The sequence below is a fragment of the Burkholderia sp. MSMB1835 genome, assembly GCF_001526365.1.
In the GTDB taxonomy this organism is placed as follows: Bacteria; Pseudomonadota; Gammaproteobacteria; order Burkholderiales; family Burkholderiaceae; genus Burkholderia.
Map to the genome: position 1 here is coordinate 158,855 of NZ_LOYP01000042.1, position 21,708 is coordinate 180,562.

General features: G+C 56.7%; 13 protein-coding genes and 1 pseudogene. 3 read left to right on the forward strand and 11 right to left on the reverse strand.

Translation table 11 applies throughout. The annotated features are described in order from the left end of the window. Positions 1 to 5: 5 nt before the first annotated feature. On the forward strand, positions 6 to 173 hold the full coding sequence (locus WS96_RS33700; RefSeq protein ID WP_156443647.1) for a hypothetical protein: 168 nt from the start codon (positions 6 to 8) through the stop codon (positions 171 to 173). A gap of 331 nt (positions 174 to 504) precedes the next feature. Here the strand turns inward: WS96_RS33700 and WS96_RS17055 are convergent, their stop codons facing one another. From WS96_RS17055 to WS96_RS17080, 9 genes and pseudogenes are all read right to left on the reverse strand, one after another. Beyond that, positions 505 to 6,969 (reverse strand): NACHT domain-containing protein, encoded by a 6,465-nt coding sequence (locus WS96_RS17055; RefSeq protein ID WP_059834010.1) that lies wholly within the window; start codon positions 6,967 to 6,969, stop codon positions 505 to 507. A 76-nt stretch (positions 6,970 to 7,045) separates the two neighbouring features. After that, positions 7,046 to 7,441, reverse strand: a pseudogene (locus WS96_RS32510) (IS5 family transposase); the annotation flags it as partial. A 271-nt stretch (positions 7,442 to 7,712) separates the two neighbouring features. Beyond that, positions 7,713 to 8,963: a HEAT repeat domain-containing protein gene (locus WS96_RS17060; protein ID WP_156443648.1), complete on the reverse strand. Its 1,251-nt coding sequence runs from the start codon at positions 8,961 to 8,963 to the stop codon at positions 7,713 to 7,715. Positions 8,964 to 9,010: 47 nt separating this feature from the next. Continuing rightward, entirely contained in the window at positions 9,011 to 10,039 is a 1,029-nt protein-coding gene (locus tag WS96_RS17065) for a WD40/YVTN/BNR-like repeat-containing protein (protein ID WP_218920984.1), read from the reverse strand. After that, positions 10,036 to 11,604, reverse strand: coding sequence for a PAAR-like domain-containing protein (locus WS96_RS17070; protein ID WP_257128010.1), 1,569 nt, complete (start codon positions 11,602 to 11,604; stop codon positions 10,036 to 10,038). Before WS96_RS17070 ends, WS96_RS17065 begins: the two co-directional genes overlap by 4 nt. A gap of 14 nt (positions 11,605 to 11,618) precedes the next feature. Beyond that, positions 11,619 to 12,695, reverse strand: coding sequence for a hypothetical protein (locus WS96_RS33705; RefSeq protein WP_156443649.1), 1,077 nt, complete (start codon positions 12,693 to 12,695; stop codon positions 11,619 to 11,621). Next, positions 12,692 to 13,831 (reverse strand): DUF2169 family type VI secretion system accessory protein, encoded by a 1,140-nt coding sequence (locus tag WS96_RS32515; protein ID WP_082720278.1) that lies wholly within the window; start codon positions 13,829 to 13,831, stop codon positions 12,692 to 12,694. Before WS96_RS32515 ends, WS96_RS33705 begins: the two co-directional genes overlap by 4 nt. Positions 13,832 to 13,851: 20 nt before the next feature. Continuing rightward, positions 13,852 to 14,355, reverse strand: a complete 504-nt coding sequence (locus WS96_RS33710) for a DUF6484 domain-containing protein (RefSeq protein ID WP_156443650.1) — start codon at positions 14,353 to 14,355, stop codon at positions 13,852 to 13,854. A gap of 2 nt (positions 14,356 to 14,357) precedes the next feature. Further along, positions 14,358 to 16,493, reverse strand: coding sequence for a type VI secretion system Vgr family protein (locus tag WS96_RS17080; RefSeq protein WP_059834513.1), 2,136 nt, complete (start codon positions 16,491 to 16,493; stop codon positions 14,358 to 14,360). 133 nt (positions 16,494 to 16,626) lie between these two features. Here WS96_RS17080 and tssF point away from each other — a divergent pair, with 133 nt between their 5' ends. Further along, on the forward strand, positions 16,627 to 18,504 hold the full coding sequence (gene tssF / locus WS96_RS17085; RefSeq protein ID WP_059834020.1) for a type VI secretion system baseplate subunit TssF: 1,878 nt from the start codon (positions 16,627 to 16,629) through the stop codon (positions 18,502 to 18,504). Here tssF and WS96_RS17090 read toward each other — a convergent pair whose 3' ends face one another. Then, complete coding sequence (locus WS96_RS17090; protein WP_059834023.1) at positions 18,505 to 19,077, reverse strand: hypothetical protein; 573 nt, start codon at positions 19,075 to 19,077, stop codon at positions 18,505 to 18,507. Positions 19,078 to 19,095: 18 nt separating this feature from the next. Next, positions 19,096 to 19,473: a DUF3592 domain-containing protein gene (locus tag WS96_RS17095; protein ID WP_059834025.1), complete on the reverse strand. Its 378-nt coding sequence runs from the start codon at positions 19,471 to 19,473 to the stop codon at positions 19,096 to 19,098. 1,431 nt (positions 19,474 to 20,904) lie between these two features. Between WS96_RS17095 and WS96_RS32525 the strand changes: the two genes are divergently transcribed. After that, the gene (locus WS96_RS32525) at positions 20,905 to 21,213 is read left to right on the forward strand and encodes an H-NS histone family protein (protein WP_082720280.1); all 309 of its coding nucleotides are present in this window, start codon (positions 20,905 to 20,907) and stop codon (positions 21,211 to 21,213) included. The last annotated feature ends 495 nt before the right edge of the window (positions 21,214 to 21,708 follow it).

Below are 21,708 nucleotides of genomic sequence, written 5' to 3' on the forward strand. Positions count from 1 at the left end.
ATCATATGAACAATGAGCAGATGGCCAAGTTTCTGGCGCAATTTGAAGCTTCAAAGAAGGACGTTGCTCAATGGCCAGCGTGGATGAAAAATGTCGCTGTGGCATCACTTCCAGAGAGCAAGACATCTGAAACAAAATCGAGTCCTGATAAAGAAGTGCGCCCCAAGGCATAGCCATACTTATAAAGTATAGCGCACTGGCGCTTGATTATATTTGGCAAGTAACCAAGAGATTAAGTGCCTTTATGATTTTCATAATACTTGACCACTGCATCAGCCTTAGATGCGGTGACAGAAAACAGGGAGCGGGACTTACTGGCTTGGACGTCGTTCCACAGTAAGTTTTCCGCCCCACCTCTTTAGACACCCGCTGGATGAACGGGCACTTATATCAAGCAGCTATCAGCAACGGCGGACACTCTGCCGCGCTAGCACTTTCGCTATGCGCGTGAAGCGGAGTTTTGTCAGCCTGGCAACACCTGCCAGCGAGTTAAATCATGCACCGCTAGTATTCCGATTCGTGCAGTTCGTTGGTTCGGCCTGGGTGGAAACTGACCGCTAGCGACGGAGTCACGCGCACGACCCCGGTGGTGTGCCAGTAGCGAGAGCGCTCGCGACCATAACCTTCGTTATAGCTCCGTAAGCGAACCAACAAGAGAAGATCCGCGTCGTTCGCAGCGAGATAGTCGTGAACTAAGGATGCGCGGCAGAGGAGTCGTGCTCCCATAGCTCGGCGTTCTCGCCTGTGGCTAGAGTCCATCCACACTTCAGAGCGCACCAACACCTCGCGTGATGGGTTCACCCACGCACGGCCAAACGCATCGGTCGATGTAAGCTGCCCAAAGCCGATGGCTGCCTGGCTCAGTCGTCGACGCGAGGCGGCCGTCGACGCGCCCAGCGAATCGGCCTCATCCAGCCGAGCATCATCATCTGGAACCACGATCCACGGCAAGTATGGCGCGTTCCGCTGCGCCTCGGAAGCATCGTCGTCCTCATACGGTCGAAGTCGCGGAAAATAGGCTTGAAAGGGATCTGCCGCGGCGACGGCCTCGGCCAAGGCGACACTCTCACCGCGTGGCGCTAAAGCAGACATCACGCAGATACCAATGCCCTCCGTTGAATTCCAGTCTCCGTCCACAACTAACCAGTCGCCAACTGCCGACTCGATCCCGAGCAACGCCTGCAATGTCGCTGAATCACTTGTCAGTTCGACACCCTTCTGACCCGCGACACGCAGCGTGTTCCACGTATCGACGGGCTGCCAATCCGTGCCATCTGCCAACCATAGGCCGTCCGCATGCGTTAGAACCTGACGCCCAAGCCATTTTCCCCACGGATCGTTGTCGTCGTACGGTCCGCGCACGACAGGGTGCCCAGCGAGTAGATCGCCAGCGACGCCATACAACGCATGCCAGCATAGCTGCTCTCCGTACGTGTGATAGTCGGGGTTGATGCCTCTGACGTAGTCACGACCAGACTGCAATCTGCCCTTTGTTTCGTGCATGTGCGTGATGCCGGCGTCATGTCGACGCACCCAAACAGTCACGGCATCCACCGTTTCCCAATGCGGATGTCTGAATAGGTTGGCCATGTGCGCGACGTCGTCTTTGTCGAAATCATAGTCCAGATGTAACTCCGGCTTGGGTCTGTCGACACCTTCGGGCCGCGATCGCCGATATGAATTGCCTACATAGTCCTTCGACCGCTTGAACGGATAAGGGGAACAATTGACCGCGTCCAATACCTTCATCTTGGATTTTGACAGCGTAATCTCTCCGCGTTGCACGCACGCGTTCAGCGCCCGAGCGGCGAAGTGCTTGCGAAGCACATGTTTGTCCAATGGATCAAAGGCGATCTTCTCCAAAAATGTGCTGTGCCGTGCGATCTCAGCAGGCGCTTCCAGAGCGATCCGAGCCATGGCGATCAAAAGCCAAAGCTGTGCGTGCAAATAGTAGAACGGCAGTTCGGGCGCCTGAAAACAGGGAGAACAACGTCGATCGAAGTGCGTGATGACAGCGTCCAGTACGTCAGCACGACTTAACCGAATCGCGGTACGCAAACTGTGGGCTGCCATCCATCGTCGCTCGCCCACCGGAGAACCCAACACAAACCAGATCAACCCAGCCGTCGTTTCGACAGGGTCGCCGTTCGAATACAGCTCTGGCTTCCAAGGACCATCCTCGGCACTGGAAGCAAGCTTCGCCGGACCGCTTTGGAGCAGACGAGTCAGCGCCGTCTGACCCACGCCCGGCATCGCCAGCTCGTTGAACTCCGCAGCAAAATTGAGCCATACGGATGCAGGAACGGGGGATTTCGGATGCGATAGCTCTCGAATCAGAAACATCAACAGCGTGCAGCGATCAACGCCACAGACATCCTGAAACGCCTTGACGTGATACGTCGACAAATAGTCCGACGAGATGAACTCGAGCGCGTTTTCGCATACGATGATTTCAGCGCAGTCCCGCAATGCCTTACTTACAGCCAAAGATGCGCCAGACCACTGCTCCTTGCACTGCCGAAGTTCATATTCCTTGTCGTATAGATCGAGCAAACCTTGACGTGCGATGAGCTTGATGTACTGCGGCCAGTCCGAAAATGCGACTTTCGCCCTCAGCACATCAAGTACGTCACGCGAGAATCTCATCCCAATTCGCACGGCACAGGCCGCGTCGAGCGCGCGAGCCACCGAAACGTCATCGAGTGGGTTCAGATCGGCCGCGAGGGCCAAGACAGCAGTCCGAGCTGCTGCTTCCTCGCTCTGCCGTTCGACTGCACTGTGCCTGGGTTCGGATGGACGCCAGTTATTGAGCGTGTTGTAGTCGTCACACGCCACCTCGATCCTTTCAGCTGCAGCCAAAAGGTAACCGCATTCCCGCGAATTTTCGCCCAACACATTCTTTGCGAACTGTGCGAGAACGCGTGGGGTTTCAGAGCTCAACGAGCCTGGATTATTCTGCAGATACTGAGCAACGAGTTCGCGCACCAGGAGCACTTGGTGCCTATAGACCTTGGTCTCGAGCGTGGCAACCAACTGCTCGGTGCCACAGACATAGAGCTCGGCAGGGTTGGAAAGTCGCAGCAAAATCACGGCGAGGTCAGGATCGAGCTGGTCATCTTCGACTAAAGCTCGCAGATAGGGCAGCAAAGTGTAATCGAGCGAAATTCGATCGCGGTCTTGCCACCGCGCCAGTTTCGCCAAACCTTTCAGCCCAGACGCCCTAGACATCGCATTTCCAAACATGCCCCAGTGGAACTTCCGCTCCTCCCCAAGATTGAGTTCGCAGATGTTGGACAAGGCGTGACTATCTCGATCGTCAATATGGTCGCCTTTCAGCGTGCTGGCGAGGTGCATCAGTCCGTCCACGAATCGGTAATCACCGGAGCCGATTGCGTCCAACTGATCCAGGCCCCGCCTGAAGTACTCAACCGCCTCGGAGGGACTTGCCACAGCCAAGGCCTGGCCGAGGCGGGCAAAATGCTCCGCGCGCGCTCCCACTTCATTTTCCTGTTCTATCGCGGTGCTCACTTTGACAGCAAGCGCACCGGCCAATGCCTGGAAGGCCGGGCGAGCGGCCAGCAGTTCCACCAGCTCAATGATCTTCGGCACCGGCGTTGTCCCGGGTTCGGCGGCAGCGGTAACGAACGTCGAGAGTTCCGATGGGTTCGCGTCGAGGTTTGCAACGAGCGCGAGGGTCAATAGACGCTCCCCAACCGCGTTGTGCTGTCGCTGGGTATTCTTGCTACCGGAGTAATGGTCTTCCTTGACGCGGAGCTGTTTCCACAAACTCGTCAGTGGCGACAGGGTGGCCGCAGCACGACCGTGTCCACTACCCAAGGCCTGTGCGAACGCATTCGCGACTTTCACCCAAGTCGACAGGTGTTGATCGAGGAAGCGCTCCGCCGACGTCTTGTCATCGTAGCTGATCCGTTCTTTGGCATCAGGCGACTCGCCCTTCGCTCGGTATTCCGATTCGAGCACTGCTTGAAGTGCTTTGCGGAATTCGCTTCCGCGGGTGTCGGCCGGAACTTTTTGAGCAAATTCGATCAGTTCGCGTGGTAGCAAGTGCCGATCATCGATCGGCTCACCGTCCGCGATACACCCGATAACCTGCCGCGCCACAAACGGGTAGACCTCACCGGCCCAATGGGGCTCCCGAAAGGAGTGCAATGTCGGCGGCACAGGAGGCAACGCATCAACAATTGCCTTGGCCTCCACTGGCATTTCCAGCGCGATGGCGGCCGCTGCAGCCTCGAGAAGGCCTCGAACGATTGCCGGTTGGCCGGTTCGATGGTGGTCTTTGCCCAGATCGACCGCTTTCTCGTTAGCGCACACTCTAGCCAGAGTGACGATGAGGTCACGCCTACGATTCTCGTCGCTAGTCGCGTACCGAACGGCCGCCGCCAGCGGCCCGAACGTGTTCAGGCTGGCCAAGTACCGGTCCATAACATCGGGGGCGAAGAGGAGCCTAGATTCGGGGCGACTCGCCATTTCAAACGTCGCCTTCGCGACATCATAGGCGTACCAGTCAATCCACCCCTCTAAGTCATGCGCCGCCGCCTCACCGTTGCCGTTCGCTAAATGGCAAAACGGGATTGCCGCCATATCCATAACCGTCGGACTGGCACGGTCCTGAAAATGGTCGGGTTTTTGCTGATAGTAGTGCGCGCGCCACTCGGAGACCCATTGCGCATGTCGGACGGCGTCAGCGCTCTCGCCCATAAGCGCGTGAGCAATAGCGAGGCGTGCATGGCGAGACCCTGCCCACTTGGTCCGAGCTTCGAACAGGCGTCGCAATGAGTCGATATCCCGCGCGGTCACGACGAGATCAGGATGATCCAGCAGGTACTGGGTCCCGCGCTGATCTACCGAAGCCAGCGTAGACATTTCAACCAACAACGGCACCAGATGATCGAGTTCGCTCTCACGAACCGAGTGTCCGACCGCCGCCCTCAAGCGCGCGTGGCGGATCGCTTGCTGCCCAACCTTGCTGGTGATCGCTGTCGGCAACCTTTCGTCAAACGCCAGTTGAAACAGGCGATCGCCATCCGACAACTGCAGGAGCAGTTCCGGCAAGGTCGTGGCCGCGTAGACCGAAGTCGACTGCATCGCGAGAAGATTGTCCGCCAGGATACGCAACGTCGTTGCATCGGCGGCGTAATCGTGCCTAATCAAAGTCTCCGTTGGCTCGTCACGGAACATCAGCCCATGGCTCGTTTGTTCAAGCAAGGGGGCCAAGTCGGCAGCGAAGCTCCTTACGGCGCCCTCAGGCATGCCATTGACCTGAGCAAACTCTTTAAGAGGTACTGGTGGCGGCAGCGTAGCCAAGCCCGCGAGAAACGCTCGAATGTTCGCGTCGGTGTTGCCCAACCTCCTCGCCTCGACCAGCGCATCCGAGATGCGCTGTCGGATCAAGTCGTCGAGCTCAATGAACTTCCCGATCTCAGACGGCGCAAGTAGGTCAGGCTCCTTGGCTAAGTGCTCGAGGACACGTGCGTTTCCCAGCGAGCGGGATTGAGCGACCTGCACCATCGCTTCTGTCAGTTTCGAAATACGGGAACCCAAAAACGTATGCGTTTCGGGCTCCGTAAACGGCCGAAGCTCCAGTTCTTCGCAGGACGCACCGCCTGTCGCAGCTTGGCGTCGATGGCTGCGTGCGCTGACCACCACCTGCAGGCCCGGAATTAGTATCCCGTGTTCCAGGCTTTGGAGCAGTAGCTTCGGAAAAGCATCCTGGCCACGATCACGTGCGAGTTCGTTCGCGTTGTCGATCGCGTCCAAGAACAAGATTAGTTGCCGGTCGGCCGAGCCGAGGCGTAGTGTGGCGACCACCTGCTCTAAGCGCACGCGAAACGCACGAACAATGTCTTCGCTGTTGCTCGTCGAGGGTAGTAGCGGATCGCACAAGCCGCGGCAAGCCAAGTCATTGGCAATGTGGACGAGTCCTCGTCCGGGCAAGTGTCTGGCATCGTCAGGCGCGCGGTATTGCCCCATGCCGAAGCAGTCGAACAACACTGTCTCGTGCGACGACGACAGTCGGGACGCTAGGGAGGTCATGAAGACAGTCTTGCCAACGCCACCTTCAGCGTGGATGACCAATGGCTTGGTGAGTCGGGGGATCCGAGCGATGGCATCGTCCAATTGCACGCGATCCACGATCGCACCCACCTCCGGAAAGCTTGCCGGACAAGGTAGCAGGTCACGGTCATCGGAAAGTTGAAGCGCAGCGAAGACATCGGTGCGTGCGATTACGTTGCGGTGCTGCTTCGCGAGCCCAGCCTTATCTCGCGCCATCTCTCGTATGCTATTGAGGCGAATGGCCGCCATGTGATCACGTGCCGGTGACCAATCAGCCAGCGTGATGGCCAGCTGCTCCTTGTTGGACCGCAGATCGCCGGTCAAACCGACCATCACGACGCGCGCCGCGAACTCAGCGAGATCCTTGCCTCTCAGCTTGCAAGCAGCTGTGATTTGAGTTGCCTGTTCTTTCGTCTCACCGTCGAGTAGGTTGCCTCGAGCCAGACCAAGCAGCGCGTCGGTGAAGACTGCTGCGATCGGGCGATTCGTAACCAGCTCGAAGCGAAGCTTGTCGCGCGCTGTCTCGGTGCCATGGTTGCGCTTGTGCGCGCGATAGATTCCCGCGAATTTATCCAAAGTCTTCTTGGCATCGGAAGCACGGAAAGGCTTAAGTTCCGCAGCCTTGGAATACTTCACCTGTACGACTACGACCTGCCTCGCTTCGGAGAACGTCGCGCGCCGACCAAAGTACAGCACCGCATCGGCAATTTCATTGGCCTCGGCAGTGACAAGCTTCTGATCTTCTGTGCCAAATCCTTCGATGGCGATACCGACAAGATCGTCTCTGGGCAATAACAGTCCCAGACATTTACGTGCTACCCAAGCTTCATGGAATTCATGGCCATCCCGAGATGCCCGCACGCTGTCGAACGCCTTTCGTACCTTTGCCATCGCGATCCCACTGAAGTTCCCGAAAGAATACTGGAAGTCCCGAGAACGAGGCTATTAGTCGGAAACTTCTAAGAGGCTAGTTCAAAAAGGGCTGCTCGATACGCCTGAAGATGTTCCAACAGACAAGCGAGCAACCGAGTTTCAGGAATGCTTCGTGAATGTCAGCCCGTCGCTCGAAGCGAGTGCGTAAGCGACGAAAACTGTGGAGCCAGGAGGGAGTGCGTTCGACCACCCAACGATACTTGCCGAGTCCGCTGCCGTGTCCGGTCCGGCGCTTCGCGATCACTGGCTGGATACCGCGATTGCGCAGGGCTCGCCGATGCCGCTCGGAGTCGTATCCGCGATCGGCGTAGACCACGCGAGGCCGTTGAATCGGGTGGCCGCGCAGGCCGCGAATCGATGGAATCGCGTAGATCAGCGGCTGCAACTGCGTAACATCGTTGACGTTCGCGCCAGTCAGGATCGCAGCGATGCGTCTGCGGAACAAATTCTTCTAGCCTCACCGTGCTGAACAACGATTCGTTGCAACCGCCCGCACCTCGCATCGGCCTGTTCTTCCTTGATCTCGGGAACCTACATCATGCAGGACCGACCGAGGTATTTCAACGGCCTGCTAAGAAAGTGAGATAACTCTCGGTCGTGCCGGCTGATGATTTTATGAACTTGAGCAGCAAGCTATGTTGATCCTAGTTCCGAAATGCGGTAGAAGAGTCACGTGCGACGCCATAGGTCCGATCAACCAGCTAAGCAGAATTCACCGGTTGCCGCCACATGGGTGTTCGGATGTCCAACTTGGAAATCGAAATGCCATGCGAAAACGCGTGCATTTGAGCCGCGAACCGTTGCAACTGCGATCCCAAATGAAAGATCCGGCCGATATGTTCGTGGTTCAAAGCCGACGACCCTACCAGCCACGGAGTTCCGCTCCTGAAGTGAGCCCGGTTTTTATCCCACCAGTCGGTTATTGCGCTATGGTCCGGTTGCAACCGCGCCGAATCAAGCTGCTGCAAGGAGTCCTCGTCCGAATCCTTATCGGGCATCGGTGTCGTTCTAACCAGAAACTGGCTGTCATCCAAATCGATGCCAGTAATTAAATGCATCGCCTGAAATGCGGTGTCAGACAATCTGTTCTCGGACAACTGCGCGACAAGATCGTCGACAAACACCGGATCACCATGATGGGCGACGAACGGCATTTTTAGTTCAGCGGGAAGCGCCTCAAATATTTCGCGGGCCTCATGGTCGCCACAGTTCACCGCATGCCCAAGGTATCTGGCTAGTCGGTCCAGTCGCGCAAGTGCGATTTGCTTTGCCAAACCGCGCCACTCCTCAGCCAATAGCTTGCATCGCCCGACCATGTCGACGAGTCGTTGCCTCACTCTTGTATCACGTCCAAACTTCAACAAAGCGTCAGCAGCGGCGATTTGGACGCCTAGGTCGTCATCATCGAGTGCGCGAAGAAGGAAATCTCGAGCGGATGCAACAGGGAGTTCTGCTGCGAGATTGCACGCCGCGACCCGCACCCAATGCGATTCATGATCGAAGTATCGAGCCACGTCCGGTGAGGCGATCGGCAAAGCAAGCTCCCGCCGCGCGAATACCGATAGCGCCAACGGAAGCGAGTGAGCGGCCGCTTTCCATTGCTCGAGTCGGGCGAAGACCGCCTTACGCGACGCCCATGAGATCGCGCAACTGAACCCGTATACAGTCGACTCTGCATGCTCGTCGAGCAAATCCCACGCAGGTTCAAACTGGCTGTCGGCGTATCTCTCGAGCGAGAGCACTCCGTATACGAACGCGTCGCCCTGGGATTTCCAGCGATCAAGCTCTCTGCGCGCCATCAGCATTCCGGCGTCGCCCGCCACACGCAGTCCATCGAGGTTCGCCTCAAGCAGACTATGAAACGATGCCAATTTCTTGATCGACACTGTCGGCGAACATAAACTGCTATCGCTCTGAGCCCAGTAGAACGCGGCATCCTGTGCATGCCGCATCAGCAATGGTCGTATAACAGGAGATCTTGCAACCGTAGGAACCGTCATTATCGAGTGGCCCGTTCATCCATCTCGAAGCGGTTGAAGATCAGCCGCCATTCAATCCCGTCGTGATACGCTGCGCCGTGTACCCCTGCCATCAGCATCATTCCATCCGCGGCCGATAGATTACCAGCGCATACCTTGATTTCGGCCGGTAGCTCGACGTCGACGACCTTGTCGTCGACGATGTTCCACACACCGTAATCGGACGTGCACCAGAGCTTGCCTGCGTGCCACACGATGTCCTTGAACGGCAACGTCATATCGCCACGGTGAATCATGACCCAGGTGTCTTCGCGACCTTTGAAGATCGTTCCCGACTGCGCTCCAATATATACATTCCCATCCGGCGTGCAGCAGACGGACGTCAGCAGCATGTTGGTCGGCAACGGTACGCGCTTCCATTTCGAACCGGTGAAGCGCCATGCATTGCCGCGTCCGCCCACAGCATAGAGATCGTCGTGCGAAAACCCGTCGATGTCCGCGAAGCTTCCATCTTCGACGGCGTCGACGTTGTCAGGATCGGGGATGGGCAGATTGAGGCACAAAGATGTCCAGTCACCGACGTTGGCTCTAAAGCATGCCGTGTTATATCCCCCGACAGCATATAGCCGGCCCGCGATCATGCGGATGCGTCGAATTCCACCACGTCGAGGCCCTTCCTTACTAATCGGAATGGCGGCTTCGACTTCGGACCGTCCGCCGCCGCTTGCGTATACTTGCCCGCCGTCGTCGACCGCAACGACCTGGTCTTTCCCAGATGGCAGTTTGGCCGCGCCGACATGAAGCATGCCGAACCCGGTGAGGCCACGTGACCCCATCCGCTTGTCGAGTGGCTCATCGAGATAGAACCCGACAATCTTCTTCGATACTTTCTCTTCCGACAAGGGACTAGCGTCCTCACCTTCGGCCTCATTCCGCACCGCGAAATGAAAGTAGTCTCGGTTCCGGACAACACAGTCTGTAATGTAGTACCCATGCAGACTGTTCTTGTACTCCCGGTCCGTGATCATGCCGCTTCCTTCAGAGTTCATTTTTCGGTATCCGTTGCGCTATCGTCCTGCCCACCACCGCCGGAGCTTCCCGAAACCGCAGGCAGGTCCTGGTTGCATTTACTTCGATAGTACGAGTCCAACTGGGTTTTCAGGCACTTCCTACTGCACTGAGACTCTGGAAAAGTATCTCGAATGCTTCTAATGCCGTAGTCCCGCGCCTTTTCGTACGACAGTGTGTTGCTCCCGAACAATCCAGAAGTATGGTCTTTGATCATGATAGCCATCGCCTTATGGATAAGGCCGTGGGAACCGTTATTGTTGTTCGTGCCTTCCACGCAAACCGTCGGTGCCGAGTTCTTGTCGTATCCTGGGCAGCGCCCGCCCTTTGTCATTTCATCAGGGAGGATGTGGTGTCCCGTTTGCCCTGGGCAACAGCCTTTCCCGTTTAGGTTCTTCGGCGCTTTAGTCTCGTCATAGGTAACGAGGATACAGCGGCGTGCTCGCGTGCATGCGTTGAAGCGCGACAGAACGCCCATGCCGGTGGCCATGGCCTGTGTCGGGGACATCTTGGCTGCATCGGAAGCTAGCGCTTCAAGTTCCTTCGAAGCCTGTCCAACCATATCCTTGATGTCGCCGATTTCCTGAACGGCCTTGTACGCCTCTTTGCTGAGCTGGTAACCCTGATAAGCGGTACTCGCCCAGTCATAGGCGTTCCATGCTGTCGCACCAATTTCAGTTACCTCATCGAAGATACCACCACCCGCGACAGCGCCTACGCCCCACCGCGTCAGTGCCCGCTCCCCGAGTTCTGCTCCGCGCTTCGCAGCTGCCTGTCCAACTTTTTGTTCAACCTCGGCTTTCACCTTGTCGACCAAGGGGGTCAGCATGTTCTTCACAGTGTCCTTGAAGTCGGACGTCATGTCTTTCAGCAAGCTGTTGAATTTGTCGATCACATCCTTGACGCCGCCACTAGGCTTGATCCAGAGCCCAGTGCAATGCTCCATCCAAGCCGTATCGCTATTGCTCTCGAGCTTTTTCTTGATATCGCCTTCAAGCTGATCAAGTTTTTGCAGGGTCTTCGGGCTCAGGAATTTGTTCAAGACGGCGTGCTTCGGTACCTTATCATCGCCAGTTTTTTTACAAGCGTCCTGAACCTTCTTAAGCTCCCCAGAGCAATCGCGTCGAATCGCATCGCTGTCCATATAAATGTGCGGCGGAGTGTTCCCTGGATCTGAAGCGTGGTTGTGCGTCATCAGATCTTCATGCCGAGGAACCCCTTTACCCTCAAACATCACATCATGCGACCATGAAATAAAATACGCCTTGCCTTCAATTGCGCCGGTTGCAACACCTTTCGGTAGCGATTCCGTTGCCCCCTGGTCACCAATACTTTTCGCAAAATACGATGTGTCGGCCTGTGCAACCATTGAGCCACAGATAAATACCGTACTCGTGCCGTTTGCGAGATCTCTCGCGTATGCCGTGTTTGGATACGGCACAACGATAGGACCGGCGGGTGGATTCGGCGGACTCCAGCACGGGTCCGGGAACGCTGCCGTGGACTTGCCGTTGGCCGCTTTCGAACAGGCCTCGCGATTGTTCACATATACGTTCGTGCTCACCGTCCTACCCCTGATGCGACAAAGCTCGCGTCATTGTTCTTGTGGAAGGGATCCGGCCGATATTCGACCATGACGGCGGCCCGCCGTCCGTCGTCATTGCTGAAGTGAAGAAGACCTCGATGGCCAGGACTGTCCCAGCGACCGGAGATTGCACTAAGGTAAGCGAGCAACAACGGCCCGACTGCAGCACCTGTTTCCCCAAGGCTGCTTGCCGGAGTGTAGTGAGGGAAGCTCTCTACCTTCATTTCCAAACTACCTGCGATCGCTAGCGACGCTTCTCTGAAGTAGTACGACTCACCACTGATATCGCTCATATGGAAAGCACACTCACTGACAGCGAAACCACTCATTTGGCTTGCATCGCGGATCGCTCTCTTGAGCCCCAAGCCGCGAATTGGCTTCTCTAACTGGCTAATCCGCGCGTCCTCCTCAGCGCATCCGATGCCAGTAATTAGCAGCCGCCCTGGAGCTCCATCGTCTAGACCTAACAAAACTGCGCCGGCTCCTTCGCCAGGAATATATCCGTCGCGGTTTTCAGTTGAGAGAATTCGCTCACCCTCGAGATGCTGGACGACAACATCTGCGTGCAGATAGCTGTCAATGCCCAAGACCATCACATGCCCAACCCGCTGCTCGTTCAGCAACGAGTGCGCGAGCAAGAGTGCCTCTCCAATTCCAGCCTTTCCGGTACGCAAGATTCGCGATAGTCGGCTAAAAGAGAGGCCCGTTTCCTGAGCACAAGAGGTCAAGATCTCATCGGGCCAGTCATCGTCGGTCCCGGGGCGGCTTGGTTCAGGCACCAGCAACAGCAGTGCCGTTGTTTCGGGTGACCAGCGCACGCCAGAACTGGTGCGGCATTCTTCGACAACAGTGCGAAACATCTTGGCCAGTCGAGCAGGCCCCCACTCTTCGATTCCGTCCAGATAGGCACCAACAATCGGTTCCCCATCAAAGCCGACGAAGCGGGTCTCCCGGAAGTGATTGATGTTCGCACGGATCGCAGCACTGGCCGATAGCGATGAATGGCCGACTGCGCAGCACATCCCGATTTCTTGAATCGAAAGAGGAATCATAATTTTTCGACCAACGTGATCTCGTCTTCACAGTCGTCAGGTGCCGATTTTGTGCTGCGTTTACCGCCACACCCGGTGCATCCAGCCGCGCCCCCGATTTTCGCCATCCACCAGTTTTTGCAGATTGGTCCGACGGCCACCGTATCAATCTCCTGTATGCGGCGTTGAAGTGGAATGCTGGTGCGCCAGACGACGCTGAAACGCTCTTCGTCTGGTTCGAAATACAGCGTATCGACATGCACTTCTGGTTCGTGTACCTGATAGTCAGTTCCCAGAATTCGAACTGGCATCTGACTCAGCTTCGGGAGCTTGAAGCGAACATGGGGCCTGCCTTGCATCAGATTGAGCAGTTCCACGGTCTCACCGCCCCGAGGAAATTCGATTTGTTGGTCCTCCGGTGCGCACTGGTAGTAGCGGTCGTCAAAATCTTCTGGCAGAAACGGGAAGACGTCACGGCGCCATCGCTCATCATATGTTCCTGCATATGCGGCTCGCTTCGGATCGGATCGACTGATTGCTGACAGTGCACGAGGCGGGTAATCCTTCTTTGGAGATTGAACTGGGTCGTCAACAGATTCGATATTCGGCATGGGAACGCCGACCATCTCTTTGCTCGATGGCCCATACCCGATGCCTATTGGATTCCCTCTGTGGGTGAACGATTGCGTTCCGTTATCGCCCTCGACAATCTGAACCCCGCCGTAGGCCTTCCCATAGTGCAACGGCACACGCATGATGGGTGCGGGCTTGCCCGGTTTAATGCCGGTCAGCCGCTTTTCCCAGAAGCGATCGCCAAACACACGCAACGTCTTGTTCATTGCGCCGACTTGAACTCGAACATCCAATTGCGTCACGGGACTCTGACCAGATGCATAGGCGTTGGCGTTAAACAGCACGTCGCACCGCTGTTTCCGTAACACGAAGTCCGCTTCATAGAGTGACGCTGATAGACCAGGTTCACCGGCGTAGATGTCAGCCATAACGAACGGTTGGCTTTTGATCGGCGTAGCCGCTCGGTCATTAGCAGGTATGCCGTATGTGGCCTTCGCAACGATAATCAGATGCTCACGCCCCTCGACATCGAGGGCAGTAGAGACCTCGACTAAGACGTGCTTGCTTCCATTCACGATGTCCACTGCGACGTCTCCTCGTCGCGTCAGTTGAGCTGGACCGAACCACCTCGAATGCGCTGCGTCGCACTCGCGTGGCTGGTGACATACGTGCCGCGAATCTGAACAATACCGTCGCGCGTCAGTAAGATCCGCGCATCACCGCAGCGAAGTTCGATTTCTTGTTGTGCTTCGATGACGATCCGTTTGCCAGCCACTGCAGTAGCGCCGTCATCGTTATCGCTCGAGGTCGGTTCTAGCAACAAACCCATAACAATCGGCTGCGTTATATCGCCACCAACGAACTGCACTACACAAGTACAATCTGTTGAGGATTCGTCAAGCGGGAACAAACACTGCGCCCACGCATCCGGCAGATCAGCCGAGAGGAAACTGATCTGAACTCGACCGTCCTCTCTGGTGCCACGAATTCGTGCAAGCACGACGCCAAACCGCAGATCGTCCGGTTTCGTCGATAACGGTTTCGATGCACTTTCGGAAAGCGTACCTTCAATCTCGACACGAAGGGAATCGGGTAGGCGAGTATTCATAATCAGTTCCCCAGAATTTTTTTGCCTTTCATGTTGATCTCACCGTCGGCCTTATAGTGCTGCTCGCCAGTGCTTCCAACGTTGATCTCGTGGCCGTTGATGGAAATCGTCCCGTCGCTATCCATCACAAGATGTGCTTTGCCCACCTTGATTTCCAACCGATCGCCAGCAGTAATGGTCCAGGTCTTTCCAACCAGCGTTGTCTTGGAAAGACCAACCTCTTCGGCCTGCGCGAGCCCGACAACCGTATTCATTGCACCGCCAACGGCCACGTTGTAGCCGGCGCCAATCGTCAGCGCCTTGGCGAGTCCGATCGTCTCGGTTGAGGTGAGCGCGATCAGAAGATTCTGCAAACCTTCGATCGTCTCATTTCGGTTACCTCCAACCGTCAGAGTCTCGTTGCTGCCAACGCGTTCGGTACGATCCACGCCGATCGTGATGGTCTCATTGTTGTCGACCGTCTCGGTTCGGTCATGGCCGACATGCACCGTCTCATCGTGATCGATGTTCTTCTTTCGATCGTTTCCAACCCAATGCGACTCGTCGTGCTCGACCTCGAGGCGCTGATCTTTTTCAGCATGCAACCAGACTTCCTCCGAACCCTTCTTGTCCTCGAAGCGAATGGCGTTGGCCGTGTTGACGTTGCCGGTTTTGGTCGAACGCGTGAGAATCCCGCTCTGTGTAGCATTCGCAGGCAATCCCCATGGAGGCATGTTGGCGGAGTTGTAGACGCTCGAGATGATCAGGGGTCTATCCGGATTACCGTCGAGGAAAATTACGACCACCTCGTCACCTATCCGCGGGATCTGGATCATCCCGAATCCGCGACCGGCCCACGGTTGCCCGACGCGTACCCAGCATGAACTGCCTTGATCGCGCTTGCCCAGCCGATCCCAATGGAACTGCACCTTCACACGGCCCAGGTTGTCCGTGTAAATTTCCTCCCCGTCGGGACCGACGACGATGGCCGTTTGCGGACCGATGATCGACGGTCGCTCGATCGTGAACGCCGGCCGATACGGAATCTTCTTGCGGATGCAGGTGAAACTGCACTGGTAGTTCGCTGCGCCTTCTCCGGCCTGATAGTTGTTCGTTCCGCTGTGGGTGATCGTCGTCAGCAGAAACTGTCGATCCTCCTGTTTGGCATTGCTGTGGTCGTAGTGATCGTCGAGTTCGAAGTATTGGCATGGCGCCAACCGCCGGCTTGTACTCGTTCCGATGAAGACCTTGCTGTGTGCCGCAAGCGCCTGCGTTCTGAAGCGCGTCAACGCTTCTCCGCGATCGCTGTCCGCAAACCCATGTTCGCCCAGGTAGTCGTAGACTTCGTACGACGGCACTTCACCCTGGTTGACTTCGGTTCCGCCCGAAACAAACCGGCGGGCGTGCGGTGCTTTGTAATCAAACGTCTTCAACCCAATACTGTTGGATTCCAGTTGCCGGCTCGCCTGGAACGACGTGATGACGGCCAGATTGTCGAGCGCCTCGCCTTTGGTGTATTGCAACACCGGACTGCGGCCGCTGATCGGCTTCGCCGCGATCGAGTTATCCGAGATGATCAGCTTGTGACCGTCTTTCGCGTGCTCGAAGAAGAAGAACAGGCCATCTTCTTGCATGAGGCGCTCGACAAATTCCAAGTCGGTTTCACGGTACTGCGTGCAGTAGCTGCGATTCTTGGTCGCCTTAGACAACCGGAACTCGAACGACGCGATCTTTCCGTAGTCTCGAAAGACTTTTGAAAGAATTGCTTCGGTATTCTCTTCCTGAAAAATCCGGATGTCGCGACTGCGCGAGAGCATCCAAAGCCATGGCACGAGTGTCGCGCTGTAAACGGTGAAGCTACCGTCGTGGTCGAGGTGGGTGAAGTTGGCTACGTAGCCGTGGAAATACCGTTCTTCCGAGCTCGCCAGCGCATCGGTAAGCTGTAACGTAATCGTCACAGGCTGACCGATCAGCTTCTTCAGTTCAATGTTCGAGTCTTGAGAGGCGAGCCGAACGTGGAACTCGAAGTTTTGAGATAAGCCTTCGGTACCGTGAAAATCGACAAGCACCAAGTCAGATCGGCCCTTCATAGGCGTCTGGATGGTGAACAGCCGATTGCTCTGTAGCCCAAAAAAACTTGGAATATCTGACAGTTGCATGGCGCCCTCAGAACCCTGCATCGGAGTGGCAGGATATTATTCGTCGGTGGATTTTAAACTGCCGGCCGCCGAAAAGATCAAGTTTTGTGTTTCTTGTACCTCATATATGGGGACGGAGCTGTAGGAAAGGTGAATGGATAACCTGTTGCCTCACTACGAATACGAGGTCGGTTTGCTGCTACGTGGCGTCACGGAATTTGCACGACGCTATCCGAAGATCGGCGCCCGACTCGGGGTTGCAAACGGGCAGGGCGATCTGCATGTCGACCGGATGATCCAGACGTTTGCATTGTTGGCCGCGCGTGTCGATGCAAAGCTTGAGGACACCTATCCGGAATTCACCGAATCGCTGCTGGAGATGCTGTATCCACAGTATCTTCGCACCGTGCCTTCGTGCGCGATCGCGCAGTTTGATCCGAGAGATCTCTTCGGCCAGTTGACAACGCCGTTCACGATGCCGCGCGGCACGCTGCTCGATGCTAACGCGGCACCGTACCGGTTTCAAACTATCTATGACGTCACGTTGTCCCCGTTACGAGTTCACTCGGTGCGCTATGCTCCGGCCACGCTCGTCCCAGCGGCCGTCCGACTCCCGCCCAGTGTCACAGGCATACTCTCGATCGAGTTCGCCAGTGCGACGCCGACTGAGATATTCGATGAGGCAATCCCGTCCGGTACAGTTCGTGTTCACCTGTCCGGTGATCGGCCGTGCGTTGCTGCGCTCACCGATGCTTTGCTGCTACGTGCCGGCGCCGCATTTGTTGAGGTAGATGAGAGCGGCCGGTGGGCGGCATTATCTAGGATACCGATCGAATCGGTAGGTTTTGGCGAGAATGAATGCCTGTTGCCGAAAGAATCGACCACTACATCGGATGCGTACCAAACGCTCATCGAGTCCTTCGCGTTCCCCGAAAAATTCGACTTTGTTGACATCGATCTAGGACGAATTCGGCGGGCCGCACGCACGCCAGCGGCAAAGCGACTGACGTTGCATCTCGCAATCCTCGACACACCAGCCGAATCCGCCGCAGCACAGGTACTGACTGAACTCGATGCCTCGTCCTTTCGGTTGTACTGCACACCGGTGGTCAATCTGTTCAAGCGAGATGCGATTCCGATCCAGTTGACAAGCGCTGATAGGGCATACCCCGTCACACCGGAGCCGCTGGAGACCGGCTCCCCGCTCGACGTGTACTCGATCGATGCCGTTCATTTAGGCGATCGCTTGGAGGCTGAACAAGAGAGGGGCTCGCCATTGACCAGTCGCCACGTACGTACGAACGTATTGCCTTACCGGGCGTTCAGCCATGCTCGCGCCCCTGATCCCGCGATTGCATACTGGGCTGCGTTTCGCGATCCGTACGCAGCAACTGGAACAACGCGCGCGCCACTGCTGCTATCACTCGTCGGACTGGAGGGCCATTCTGCGCAACTGAAACATCCGCAAGTCGATGTCGACGTCACGGCTACCAACGGAGATTTGCCCGCCCGGTTGCCAATCGGTGCACGCGACAGCGACCTGCTGCACGAGGGCGCGGCGTTAGCGTGCCCCATTAGATTGCTTACGCGCCCGACCTTGCCGAGCACACTGCCGCGCGGCCACGACGCATTGTGGCGGATCCTTGCGGGCATGTCGTTGCACCCGTTCGATCTCACGCAAACGGGGCTGAAGGCATTTAAAGACTTTCTAAGACTGCACGCGCCGCGCGCGAGCATCATCGCGCAACGGAGCATCGATGCGATCACCGACCTGGACCATCGCCCCGCGATCAGATGGATGTCACCCGATGGCGCGTTCCCGTCGTTCGTCCGCGGTGTCGAGATTGTCGTCTCTCTCGATGAGGCAGCATTGCGCGACGTCACGTTGCACTTGTTCGCGCGAATGTTGGACAGGTTGTTTGCCCCGTATGCTGCGATGAACAGCTACATCGAGCTGGTTATTTGCTCCTCGCAGACGGGGCGCGAACTTCGACGCTGTCCGGCGCGAATCGGAACACGGCCGCTGATCTAGTTAATGCAGATAACCGACCAAAATGCCTGCGCCGCCTCCAGCTATGAGGCCCACAGTCGTCCCGCCCATCACCAGGGCGGCCCGCGCGTGAGCAATTGCGTTCTCTGCCAGCCACATCATTGCGGGGCTCGATAATCCGAGCGCAAGTTGTGCGGGATTGATACCAAGAAGCATGGCCGTACCTGCCTTGCCGTACCCGACGCCGACGCCTCCGTCGAGATAGACCGTAGCCCCTTGAAAATCCGACTTGGAGAGCTCTTTGCCGTCAAACGCCGGCAACATGTATATCAAGCCAGCGCTATCAAAGGACTTGAGCGAACCTGCGCCCCCGACCTCGTGCCCGGCGATCTTCGGAATCTTGATCTCAGGTATCGAAAACCTAGGCAACTTGATCTTCGGGATTCGGAGTCCAAGGCCATATCCGATCCCAAGACCGCCGTAATAGAAGTCGAACAGTTGACCGCCGGGATCCGCCAGGACGATCGTGCCGCCCGAAGCAACGGCAAGTTCGAGACTGACACCACCAGTTGCGCCAGTTTTGTATGTCCAGTCGCTATGCCTGAAAATTGACACGTGGCCCTCTCAAGTCGTTTATTTTCTGGATGGCAGGTTCATCAGCGAGAAGAGAATGAAGCCGGCGCCGAAGATCAGTGCCATCAACGTCCAATTCCAAACTGCGCCGAATCGATCGATCGTGGCGGATCGCAGAGGAGCGTCCTCCTGATATAGCACGGTCACTTTATCGCCGACCTTCATGCCGTAGATCATCCCTCCCTGCGGATAGGAGACGCGCTGGCCTGCTTTGGTGACAAATTCGATCTGGGGATGGCTCCCGCCTGCATTCAGGCTGACAACTTCCCCGGGTACGGCAATCGCCGTCTGGAGAAATTCGTGAGTCGACCACGCGACGAAGGCCGCGATTATGAGAAAACCGATCCCCATCACAATGCCTAGGATAGCCTTGACCATGAGCCCTCTCGATTTCTTTCATTCAACATGCGGAGTTTGACCGCAGCCTATCTGCGCTGGATTTTAGCGCATCGCCGGCTATCAAATCGGCGCAGGCGTTAGGCAACCTCATGACGCCGCTTTCGACGCGTCTTGTCTGTAGTTGTGATGCTGACGAAATAGCAGCGAGCACACCAGTGGCCGCGCCGGATAGAATTGGGCGTAGCTAACCAACGATGGCCCCGTGCGCACTCCCACTCCAGCTTTGTCGCACTATTCATGTAGCTTGTGGAGACACACATTCCTCCGCGCTCGGCCGCGATCGTACGCATCAGGTCGATACCGAGTTTGGCCGCATTGTGACTGCAGGCGGCGCACCAATGACCTCGAACGACTGCTCCTGGATAAGCCCACCAGCGATGCCCTAGTGCGCACTCCCATTCCAGTTGGGTAGTTGTATTCCTGTAGGAATTGGTTAGGCAGCGCCCTCCGTGACCGGCTGCCAACTGACGCATGAGGTCGATACCAAATCGCTTCGCCTCATGCTGGCACTCCGTGCACCATGCTCCACGAAAGATCCGCGCACCTAACATTTCCCATTCGTGACCGGCCTTACATCGAAACCGATAGTTTGCCTTGCTTCCTTCATAAACTTGGGAAAGGCAGCTTCCGCCGTGGTTCGCGGCGCACGCGCGTAAGCGAGCCATCCCATCCTTGAGGCGATACGCGTGGACCTTCTGCTGATTCGAACAGATGCGGCACCATGCACCGCGCATGACCTCAAGACCAACCGTCTCCCACTCATGACCTTCCGCGCACCGGAAGCGATAGCGGTCTGAAAGTTTTGTGTAGACTTTCGTCAAGCATTTGCCGCCGTGCGAACGCGCGACATTGCGCATTCGGTTCATCCCGTCGGGGGCGGCCATGCGTTTCGAATGTTTGGCATGCGCGCACAGTACGCACCATGCCCCTTTCTCCAAACTACCGACAGACTTTTCAAAGGTATGCCCCTCACGGCAAGCAAATCTATAGCGTGCCGATCGCCCCACATATCGGTCCGACAGACATCGGCCACCTGCCTGACGCGCGAGGCGTTGAAGGTGCTGTAAAGCTTCGTCAGCTCTACAGGCAGGGCAGGTCACGAGGTGGTAGAAAAGATGAGAGCCCGATCGGCTCACTTCATGGCCCTTTGGACAGCGGAATCGATATCGTGCATGCCAGCCGAGCCACTCTGTCTCGAGCAGCTTCAATCCGTATGGCGAGAGCGCCTTGCGCAAGCGCTTCAATTGATCGGCGGACAATGCAGCTCCTCACATCGGTAGCATTCCTTCGACGATGCCTGCTAGCTTACCCGTGGACACACTTCAACGTTGGGGAGATTTCGTATCGGATTGACCCGATGAAGTTTGGGGGCTAGTCTTCGCTTTTTAACTAAACGAACTCCCCAAGCCTATGGCAACTTACCTTGAACTGAAAGCACAGGCGGATGCGTTGGCGCAACAGGCAGAGGCTGCACGTCTCGCAGAACTTGAAACGATTGTTGCGGCGATTCGGGAACAAGTGGCGGAATATGGTATTACGCCTGAGCAGATCTTCGGGCGAAAGCGTGGGAGCGTCGCTGGCAAGCGTGCGCCTGCGGCTCCGAAGTATCAGGATCCGAAGACCGGTGCTACGTGGAGCGGCCGCGGCAAGCCGCCTCAATGGATCGCCAAGGCGAAGAACCGCGATCGCTTTCTGATTGTCGCCGCTGAGGTCGAATAAGGCGGCAATTTTTTCGATCCTCATCGTCGATCGATCGGTCGACGATGCTGCGCTCAACATAGCGCGAGAGTGCATATCCGATGTGTGGACCCTAGCTCCGCACTACGAGCAATGGCGCAGCCTTCGACCGTCGAACAAACATGCGCGTCGTTCAAGATTCCCCCAAGCACGGCTACCTCGAAGGGTACGGTAGCCAAGCAGCCTCTCATAGCGGACCACCCGATTCAGCTTGGGTCATCCCAATTACCTCAAGTCCGCATTCACGAAACCAAGCAATCGATTCTGGCAACCGCCGCCGAATACGTTGATATTTCTGCGCAACTCGCGCTCGGTCGACAGCGCTTACCAGGACACATAGCCACGTCGCCAACGGACCTTCCATTTATATCGATATTAATTCACAACAACCGAAGATCTATAGCGCGCCGCACCCAGAATTCCCGCCCAAATTCGTCGCCACAAATCTCCAGGCCGATTTAGATCGACCGACAATCA

Excerpts from the sequence above, each read along its gene's own strand:
- WS96_RS33700 (WP_156443647.1), top strand. The coding sequence starts at position 6 with ATGAACAATGAGCAGATGGCCAAGTTTCTGGCGCAATTTGAAGCTTCA.
- WS96_RS17055 (WP_059834010.1), bottom strand. The coding sequence starts at position 6,969 with ATGGCAAAGGTACGAAAGGCGTTCGACAGCGTGCGGGCATCTCGGGAT.
- WS96_RS17060 (WP_156443648.1), bottom strand. The coding sequence starts at position 8,963 with ATGCGGCATGCACAGGATGCCGCGTTCTACTGGGCTCAGAGCGATAGC.
- WS96_RS17065 (WP_218920984.1), bottom strand. The coding sequence starts at position 10,039 with ATGAACTCTGAAGGAAGCGGCATGATCACGGACCGGGAGTACAAGAAC.
- WS96_RS33705 (WP_156443649.1), bottom strand. The coding sequence starts at position 12,695 with ATGATTCCTCTTTCGATTCAAGAAATCGGGATGTGCTGCGCAGTCGGC.
- WS96_RS33710 (WP_156443650.1), bottom strand. The coding sequence starts at position 14,355 with ATGAATACTCGCCTACCCGATTCCCTTCGTGTCGAGATTGAAGGTACG.
- WS96_RS17080 (WP_059834513.1), bottom strand. The coding sequence starts at position 16,493 with ATGCAACTGTCAGATATTCCAAGTTTTTTTGGGCTACAGAGCAATCGG.
- tssF (WP_059834020.1), top strand. The coding sequence starts at position 16,627 with ATGGATAACCTGTTGCCTCACTACGAATACGAGGTCGGTTTGCTGCTA.
- WS96_RS17095 (WP_059834025.1), bottom strand. The coding sequence starts at position 19,473 with ATGGTCAAGGCTATCCTAGGCATTGTGATGGGGATCGGTTTTCTCATA.
- WS96_RS32525 (WP_082720280.1), top strand. The coding sequence starts at position 20,905 with ATGGCAACTTACCTTGAACTGAAAGCACAGGCGGATGCGTTGGCGCAA.